The organism is Sphingopyxis sp. Root1497 (assembly GCF_001427085.1).
In the GTDB taxonomy this organism is placed as follows: Bacteria; Pseudomonadota; Alphaproteobacteria; order Sphingomonadales; family Sphingomonadaceae; genus Sphingopyxis.
The window spans coordinates 891,793-900,780 of the sequence record NZ_LMGF01000005.1; the positions used below are offsets into that span (position 1 = coordinate 891,793).

Below are 8,988 nucleotides of genomic sequence, written 5' to 3' on the forward strand. Positions count from 1 at the left end.
CGATATGGGGTGCGCTATCCGATCTGCCGCTCGCGGCCTTCCCAATAGGGTGCGCGCAGTTCGCGGCGTAAAATCTTGCCCGACGGATTGCGCGGCAGCGCGGGGATGAAATCGACCGACTTGGGGCATTTATAGCCCGCGATCCGTGTCCGCGCCCAAGTGATGATCTCGGCTGCATCGGCGGTCTCGCCGTCCTTCAGCACGACGCACGCCTTCACCGCCTCTCCCCATTTCTCGCCGGGGACGCCGACGACCGCGACGTCGGCGACGGCGGGGTGGCCGTAGATCGCATTCTCGACCTCGGCCGGATAGACATTTTCGCCGCCCGAGATGATCATGTCCTTGACCCGGTCGTGGAGGTAGAAATAGCCGTCCTCGTCGGTGTAGCCGGCGTCGCCGGTGCGCAGCCAGCCGTCACCGTCGATCGTCTCCGCCGTCGCCTCGGGCCGGCCCCAATATTCACGCATGTTGGCCTGCGCGCGGATCGCGATTTCGCCGATTTCGCGCGGGGGCAGGGCGTTGCCGCTGCCGTCGATCACCCGCATTTCGACCCCGCGCAGCGGCTTGCCGACCGAGCGCATCCGTTCGTTGCCCGCCGGGTCGTGATCCTCGGGGGGCAGCGCGGCGATGGTGCCCGACGTCTCTGTCATCCCGTACATCTGGACGAAGCCGCACTGGAAGATGTCGATACACTGGCGCAGCAGGTCGAGCGGGATCGGCGAGGCGCCATAGGCGATATGGCGGAGGCGCGAGAAATCGACCTCGCGCGCACGCGGCTGATTGACGATGATCTGCATCGCCGCGGGGACCATGAAGATTTTCGAGATGCCATGCGCCTCGATCAGGTCGAGCACCCCTCCGGGGTCGAATTCGCGGGTGATGACGCCGGTCGCGCCATTGGTCATCACGGTGATGCCGTAACCGGTGCCGCCGATATGGAAGCTGGGCATGGCGACGAGCCCGACGTCGTCCTCGTCCCAGCGCTCCCAATCGGCCTGGAGCGCGGGGTCGCGGTCGAGCCGCGAGCGCAGCACCGACCCGTTGGTCAGCACCGCGCCCTTGGGCTTGCCAGTGGTGCCCGAGGTGTACATCTGGATCACCGCGTCGGTCTCGCCGCGCGCGATATCGGGGTCGGTGTCGGGAAAGCCATCGCGCCAGCTGCGGTAATCGGCGAAGCCGCTCGCCGCGCCTTCGGTCGCGATGACATGGTCGATGCCGGGAAAAGTATCCCGGTTTGTCGCGACCAAATCGGTGAATTCGGGGCCGACCAGCAGGAAACGCGCGTCGCAATCGGCGATGATCCACGCGATCTCGGGCACCGCGAGGCGCCAGTTGACCGGAGTCATCACCCCGCCGGCCTTGGCCACCGCCATCACCGCCTCGAAATAGAGATCGCTGTTCTTGCCGAGATAGGCGACGCGGTCGTCGGGTTTCAGCCCAAGCGCGATCAGTCCGTTCGCGGCGCGGTTGCTGTTCGCGTCGAAGTCGGCATAGCGCGTTGCGCGGCCTTCAAAATGGAAGAGAATCTTGTCGGGCCGTTCGCGCCCGTTCCGCCGCGCGACGTCGGCGACGCGCTCAAATGCTGCGACCTTTTGCGTCACCTTTGCCCCGCTCCCTTTATGCGCGCCCTTCGCCGAGCGCCTGCCGGTAGAGCATGGAGTCAGCCGCGTAGAAATTGCAATGGAAACCCGACGGGACGCGGAACGGTATCTGCACCATCGCGACCGGACCCGCCGCGATGTCGAGCGCGTCGAAGATCGCGAGTTCGCTCGTCGCGGCGCCGGCGCGGTGGACGAGCGTCATCGCATAACCGTCGCCTTCGCCTTGCGCGCCGACCCTGGGCGCAAAGACCATCTCGCCGCACGAGGCGCCGTTGCCGAAGTGATAATGGTCTTCCTGGCCGCTCACCGTGTCGAACCGCAGCACGCCGTCCATGCCCTCGGCGCGGCCGTCGCGGCTGTTGAGGTTGATGTTGGCGAAGCTGTGGCGCGAGGCACGCGTCATAAAGCGGTCGTCGGGGCGCGGAAACTGGATGTCGCGGTCGTTGAGCGTTTCTTCCCTGATCCATGTCCCATGGCCGTTGGTGCCCGGATCGATCGTCCAGCGGCGCAGGCTCTGCTGCGTGTCGCCATGCGTCCTTTTCACCCCCGTTTCGTCGGGAAACAGCGCGGTGCCGTTGGCGGCGGCGACGTCGGCGACGATCTTGCCGTCCTGTTCCCAGACATTGAGTTCGTGGAACATGTGGCGCGGCTCATAATCGAACCAGCGAAGATCGCTCGCGCTGCCTTCGCGCGGCATTACCCCGAATTTTGTCGGACGGCCGTTGACCCACGCGGTCATCGGGCCGCCCTTCATGAAGCGGCCCAGGTCGGCGTCGATCGGAATGACCGGGAAAACGACCCAGTTTTCGGTCAGGAAAAAGGTGTGCATCAGCGCGTTGTGCGGCATGTCGATGATCTCGGCCTTGCGGACGCTGCCATCGGCGGCGATCACGTCGTAGCGCAATTGCGGGGCGCCCATCGGGCCGTTGATCGCCATGCCGATGTTGATCAGCTCGCCGGTAAAATGGTCGATCTTGGGGTGGGCGGAGAAGGTGGTGGTGATCGTCCCGCCATAATGTTCCTCGCCCAAAGTCTCGAGCGTGCGCGGGTCGAGTTGGACCGCCGGCGCGCCTTCCATCAGCGCGAGCAGCTTGCCGCCATGGACGATGATGTTGGTGTTGGCGGTGTTGTAGCGCTTGCCGGCGACCGAGGGATCGGCGGTCATCGGGTTGCCGAACAGCCCGAACAGGCGCTTGCCCGCCGCTTTCTCCAGCTCGAATTTCTCGGTCCGCACCCAGCGGTTGAGCATCGCCGCGCGGCCGCCTTCGATGTGGAAGGCATAGACCATGCCGTCGCCGTCGAACCAGTGATACTCGCCCTCGCGCGTCGGATAGAGCGGCTCGGGGCCGTTGCGATAGAAGACGCCGACGAGGTCGGCCGGAATCTCGCCCTCGACGATCAGGTCGGGGGCGGTGCCCTCGAACCGCACCGGCTGGTGGTGCCCCGACAGATAGGGATGGTCGAAAAAGGCCTGCGTCATTATGCTCCCCCCGCTTGTCGTGTCATTCTATCAAACAAGGGGCGGTGCAATGCGCCGCCCCTTGTTCTCCGGGCCCCCCTTTGCGGTCACGCCGTGCCCGTGGCGGGACCGTTTCGTGTTCTAGAATTTGAAGCCGAGTTCGACACCATAGGTACGCGGCTCGATCGCGCCGGAGAAGGTGAACAGGCCGGCAACCGGCAAGGTGCTGCCGATGTCGCGCACATTGGTCAAATTGCGACCGAAGACGGCGACGCTGACCTCCCCGCTGCCCGTAAGGAACGTATAGGAGATTTGCCCCGACAGATTTTCACGGTCCTTGGTGAAACAGCGGAAATCATTGGTAACGGCGCCGAGCACGATCGGCCGGTTGGCCGTGATGCAGGTGGCCGTCTTGCTCTGGAAGCGGAGCAACAGATTGGCGTCGAAACGTCCCGAGCCGATTTCCTTCGAATAATTGACCCCCGTCGAGATCTGGAACTTCGGCGCCCGGCGCAAGGTCAGCGTCGACACATCGTCGCCGACGTTGTCGCCGTTCAAATCCTTGAGGAACGTGCCATATTTGGCGTCGAGATAGCTTGCCGATGCCGTGAAGTTCAATGCCTCGGAAGGCTGGATGATGAGTTCCAGCTCGGCGCCTTTGATCGTCGCCGAGGCGGCGTTGCCGACGACCGTTTCCTGCGGCTGGGCCGATCCGGGCGGCGAGGGCTGGACGACCTCTTCCTGCTTGTTGTTATATTTCGTGTGGAACAGGGCGATGTTGGTCCGCAAGGTGCGGTCCAGCCAGTCGGCCTTCAAGCCGACCTCGAACGCGTCGACGGTTTCGGGGAAATAGGGGCCAAGCGATGTGGGCGACGCGGCGCGGCCGTTGAAACCGCCCGACCGGAAACCGGTCGAATAGGACCCGTAGACAATTTTGTTGTCGCCGATTTCATAGGTCGCGTTGGCGCGCCAGGTGAATTTTCCGAACGACTTTTCGCCCGAGCAATTGTTGGCCGCACCGAAGACTGGCAGCCCGGCAAGCGGTCCGGCCGGAAAGACCCCCGTTGCGGCGACGCAGGTTTTTCCGTCGAATGTCGGCAGACTCAGTTCGACGAGCCCGACCACCTGGCCGTAATTGTTGAAGGCTTCCTTTTTGTCGCGGGTATATCGGCCGCCGACCGACAGTTTGAATCTGTCGGACAGCGTGAATTGCGCGTCGGCGAACCCGGCATAGGATGTCGCCTTGTTGTCGGTGTAGGCGCGCAGCGTCGCTCCCGTCGCGCTTTGCGAGGGCACGGGCCCCAGCCGCGTATATTGGTCCAGCTGGTAATTGCTGGTGTAATAATATCCACCGACCAGCAGATTGACCGCATCGCTGAGTTCGGCAAGGACGCGCAGTTCCTGGCTGAACTGTTCGAATTGCTGGATACGCCGGGTGGCGAAGAAGTCCGCCGAACTGCCGTCGAAATCCTGCGCCACATTCTCGTCATTGGTACGATAGCCGGTCACCGAATAGAGCGTGAGATTGTCGCCCAGCGACCAGGTGATGTTGCCGGTCAGCGCGTCGGTGTCGTTGGTCACGTCGTGCGGCGCCAACTGATACGTCGCATTCATGCCGCGATCGGGAAGCTTGAACCGGTTGCACTCGGCGACCGGCGAAAATCCGGGCACTCCTGCGGCGAGGCAGATCAGGTCGAGGCTCGACGATGTCGGGATCGAAACGGTCTCGCCGCGTTCACGGCTGTGTTCGTAAGTGATCTCGGCCGAAAAATCGCTGCTCGGTTCGATCAGCGCGGTGATGCCGCCGCTTAGCGTTTCATATTTCCCGTCGCGACCGCCCGTGCTGATGTTGCGGATAAAGCCATCGGTCTTGTCATAATAGCCGAACGCCTTGAGCGCGATGAAATCGCCCAGCTTGCCGCTGTTGACGACGAGACGTGCGCTCTTGGTATCAAACCTTGCATAGGAAAGCCGGCCTTTTACCCCGAAGTCGTCGGTGGGTTTGCTGCGCTTCACCTCGATCACGCCGCCGATCGTGTTGCGACCGAACAATGTCCCCTGCGGACCTCGAAGAACCTGAAGGCTTTCAAGGTCGAAGCTGTCGAGCAGCTGGCCGGTGTTGGTGCCGATGAAGACGCCATCGACGACGACGCCAACCGTCGGGTCGAAACTTTTCTCGATATCTTCGAACGAAATGCCGCGAATGGAAATCGCGGCGGCGCTCGGACCGGCCGAAACGCTGTCGATGACCAGGCTGGGGACACGTCCCGCGACGTCGCGAATGTCCTGAACCATGCCGGTATCGAGGGCCTTGGCATCCAAGGCGGTAATCGCAACCGGAACCGACTGCGCACTTTCCTCGCGCTTCTGCGCGGTGACGACGATTTCGCGCAGTGCGCCGCCGCTGTCGTCTTGGACCGGGGCTTCCTGGGCGAAGGCCGGCGTGGCGATCGCCAAAGCGACGAGCGAGACCGTGGCGTAGACGGCGGGCAGCATTCGGGCATGCGTGGACATCGGATTTCCTCCCTCTCGTGCCGCCGCATAGGCTCGTCGGTCACGTTGGAAGGCAAGGTCCGCTTTATGCCGGGTTTGAACAATCATCAAAAATATCAGGCGTCCCGTAAAGGCGGTCAACGCGTTGAATTTACGTTCTTTGTGTCGACCCTCCGTCGACAAACAGCCCGTGGCCAGACATGAAACGCGCGTCGTCGGAGGCCAGAAACGCGGCGACGTCGGCAATATCTTCGGGCTGGCCAAGCCGCCCGAGCGCTGCCTTGTCGATCCAGTGCTGCTTGAACGCCGGCATGGCGCCAAAGGCGGGCGCGGTCATCGGCGTATCGATCGCGCCGGGCTGGATGCAGTTGGCGGTGATGCCATGGGCACCGACCTCGGCGGCGATCGATTTGGTCATGCCCAGCACCGCGTGTTTCGACGCGCCGTAGGCGGTCATTCCCGCCTCGCCGAAACTAGACATCACTGACCCGATCAGGATGATCCGGCCGTGCGGCGAGCGTTTGAGTAGCGGCAATGCGCCGCGGACGAGCCGGAACACCGCGGTGACGTTAACCGCCATCATCTGGTCGAAAAAATCGTCGCTGTGATCGTCGAGCGGCTGCATGCCGGTGATGCCCGCGCAGGGGATCAGGATGTCGAGCCCGCCGAAACGCGCTTCGGCTTCGGCAATGAAATGCGCGTTGGCGCCCGGATCGGTGACATCGGCGACGATGTCGACCTCGCCGGCGCGGTCGGTCGTGAGCACCCGCGCGCCGTCGGCGGCGAGGCGCCTGGCGATCGCCAGCCCGATCCCGGAACCGGCGCCGGTGACGAGCGCGGTGCGGCTTTCCAGACGCCCCGCCATCAGAGCGAACTGCCGCCGTCGATGCGAAATTCGGCGCCGGTGGCAAAGGCGGACTCGTCGGAAGCGAGATAGAGGACGATCGACGAGACTTCTTCGGGCTTGCCAAGCCTGCCGACGGGATGTGTGGCGACGAAACCGGCGTAGAGCGCTTCGGGGTCGTCGACCTGAGCCATCACCTTGTCGATCATCGCGGTGTGGATCGCTCCCGGATGCACCGAGTTGCAGCGGATGCCATAGCCTTTGGCGGCATAATGGAGCGCGACCGACTTGGTGAGGTGGGTGACCGCCGCCTTGGCCGCATTATAGCCGGCTAGGTCGGCCTGCGCCCGCACCCCGCACATCGACGACATGTTGATCACCGACCCGCCATGATCCTTCATCTTCGGAATGATGTGCTTGCAGCCGAGAAAGACACCGTCGACATCGACGGCGAATTCGTGGCGAAAGGCCGCGAGCGTCAGGTCCTCGATCGAACCCATGGTGGTGATGCCGGCATTGTTGACGAGGATGTCGATCCGGTCGCAGGGGCCGAGCGCGGCGAGCCAGTCCCCTTCGTTCGACACGTCGAGTTTCACGAAACGCTGGCCGAGTTCGGCGGCGAGCGCCTCGCCCGCGGCGGCGTCGATGTCGGCGATCACGACGCTGGCGCCTTCGGCGACGAAGCGGCGGACGATGTCGAGACCCAGCCCCGATGCGCCGCCGGTGACGAACGCGGTCTTGCCGGCGATCCGCCCGCGATCCTCTGCCATGCCATCCTCCCTGTTTATGCGGCCACTATCATGCCGCCGGCGACCCGAGGGGACTATTTATTGCGCTAGGTGCGAGCGTGCCGCGGCGCTGTCAGGTCGGATGCGAGGAGAGGCGCCGTGGCGGAAAGCTGGGATTACATCGTCGTCGGCGCGGGATCGGCGGGCTGCGTGATGGCCGAACAATTGAGCGCCGATCCCGACGTTCGTGTGCTGTTGCTCGAAGCCGGCGGCCGCAACGACAGCCGCTGGGTCGCGATCCCGAAGGGGGTCGCGAAGCTCGTCACCAATCCCGACCATATCTGGGCCTATGGCGTGTCGCAGCCGCGCGGCGACGGCGGCGCGCCGGGCGAGGTGTGGATTCGCGGCAAGGGGCTAGGCGGATCGTCGGCGGTCAACGGCATGATCTGGAGCCGCGGCGAGCCCGCCGATTATGACGAATGGGAAAAGCTCGGATGCACCGGCTGGACCGGCGCGGCGATGACCGAGGCGTTCCGCAGCCTTGAGGATCATGGGCTGGGTGCGAGCGAAATGCGCGGGCGGGGCGGGCCGGTCGGGGTCGCGCCGAAGATCCACAGCTATCCGCTCGCCGAAACGATGGTGCAGGCGGGGGTGGAGATGGGGCTGAAGCCGGTCGACGACCTCAATGCGTCGACGTCCGACCGCGTCGGCTTTTACGCGCACAATGTCCGGCGCGGGCGCCGTGAGAGCGCGGCGACGACTTTCCTCGCGCGGGCGAAGAAGCGGCCGAACCTGCATGTCGTGACGCATGCCATGGCCGAGCGGCTGGTCGTCGAGAATGGACGCGTGACGGGCGTGGAGGCGAAGGTTGCGGGTCAACCGCGCCGCTTCGATTGCGGCGGCGAGGTCATCGTCTGTGGCGGGACGCTCGAAAGCCCGTTGCTGCTGCAGCGGTCGGGGATCGGTCCCGCCGACGTGCTGCGCGCCGCGGGGGTCGAGCCGGTGTTCGATTCGCCCGACGTCGGCGGACGGCTGCGCGAGCATCTGGGATTCAGCATGCCGCACCGGCTGTCGCGCGATGTGGGCAGCAGCCGCAGCTTTTATGGCCTCGGCCTGGCGCGCGCGATGGCGCGATATCTGCTGACACGCGGCGGCATCATGGCCACCGGGCCGTTCGAGGTCGGCGCCTTCCTCAACCTGACCAGCCGCGACAGCCGGCCCGATTTGCAGCTCTATCTTGGCGGCTACACCTTCGCGCTCGGCGACGACAAGCATCCGGTGCCGCTCAGCACCATCGACCGCAAGCCGGGGATGACCATTTATGGCCAGTTGCTGCGGCTGACCAGCGAGGGCAGCATCCTGATCGTCGGTCCCGGCAGCGATGCCGCGCCGGATATCAAGCCCAACTGGCTATCGACCAAGGAAGATGAGCGAACGGCAATCGCGGCGGTCCATGCCATGCGACGCTATATGGCGCAGCCCGCGCTCGCCGATCTGATCGAGCGCGAACTGCTGCCCGGTGCGGCGGTGCAGAGCGACGCTGAAATCCTTGCCGCCTTCCGCAGGCTCGCGACCTGCGGGCTGCACGGGGTCGGTACGTGCCGGATGGGCAGCGACAATCGCGCGGTCACCGACGCGCGGCTGCGCGTCAACGGCGTCGGCGGCCTGCGCGTCGTCGATTGTTCGGTGATGCCCTCGCCGGTGACCGGCAACACCAACGCCCCAGCGATGGCGCTGGCGCTGCGCGCGGCAGGGCTGGTCCGCGAGGACCGGCGGCGATTGCGGGCGGTGGCTTAGACCCGTCATTGCGAGCGCAGCGAAGCAATCCAGAGCGGTTTACGCAACTCTGGATTGCTTCGCTGC

6 protein-coding genes are annotated in these 8,988 nt (G+C 64.7%); 1 reads left to right on the forward strand and 5 read right to left on the reverse strand.

Annotated features, from left to right (window positions below; genetic code table 11):
- Positions 1–14 precede the first annotated feature (14 nt).
- The 5 genes from ASD67_RS18750 to ASD67_RS18770 form a co-directional block, all read right to left on the reverse strand.
- Entirely contained in the window at positions 15–1,601 is a 1,587-nt protein-coding gene (locus tag ASD67_RS18750; protein WP_056350445.1) for a fatty acid--CoA ligase, read from the reverse strand.
- Positions 1,602–1,617: 16 nt separating this feature from the next.
- The gene (locus ASD67_RS18755) at positions 1,618–3,081 is read right to left on the reverse strand and encodes a carotenoid oxygenase family protein (RefSeq protein WP_056350447.1); all 1,464 of its coding nucleotides are present in this window, start codon (positions 3,079–3,081) and stop codon (positions 1,618–1,620) included.
- 120 nt (positions 3,082–3,201) lie between these two features.
- Complete coding sequence (locus tag ASD67_RS18760; RefSeq protein WP_162248615.1) at positions 3,202–5,574, reverse strand: TonB-dependent receptor; 2,373 nt, start codon at positions 5,572–5,574, stop codon at positions 3,202–3,204.
- A 130-nt stretch (positions 5,575–5,704) separates the two neighbouring features.
- A complete protein-coding gene (locus tag ASD67_RS18765) occupies positions 5,705–6,418 on the reverse strand; it encodes an SDR family NAD(P)-dependent oxidoreductase (protein WP_200938070.1) in 714 nt (237 codons plus the stop codon).
- Positions 6,418–7,167: a glucose 1-dehydrogenase gene (locus tag ASD67_RS18770; RefSeq protein WP_056350452.1), complete on the reverse strand. Its 750-nt coding sequence runs from the start codon at positions 7,165–7,167 to the stop codon at positions 6,418–6,420. Before ASD67_RS18770 ends, ASD67_RS18765 begins: the two co-directional genes overlap by 1 nt.
- A gap of 117 nt (positions 7,168–7,284) precedes the next feature.
- Between ASD67_RS18770 and ASD67_RS18775 the strand changes: the two genes are divergently transcribed.
- Positions 7,285–8,922: a GMC family oxidoreductase gene (locus tag ASD67_RS18775; protein WP_056350454.1), complete on the forward strand. Its 1,638-nt coding sequence runs from the start codon at positions 7,285–7,287 to the stop codon at positions 8,920–8,922.
- Positions 8,923–8,988: the final 66 nt, after the last annotated feature.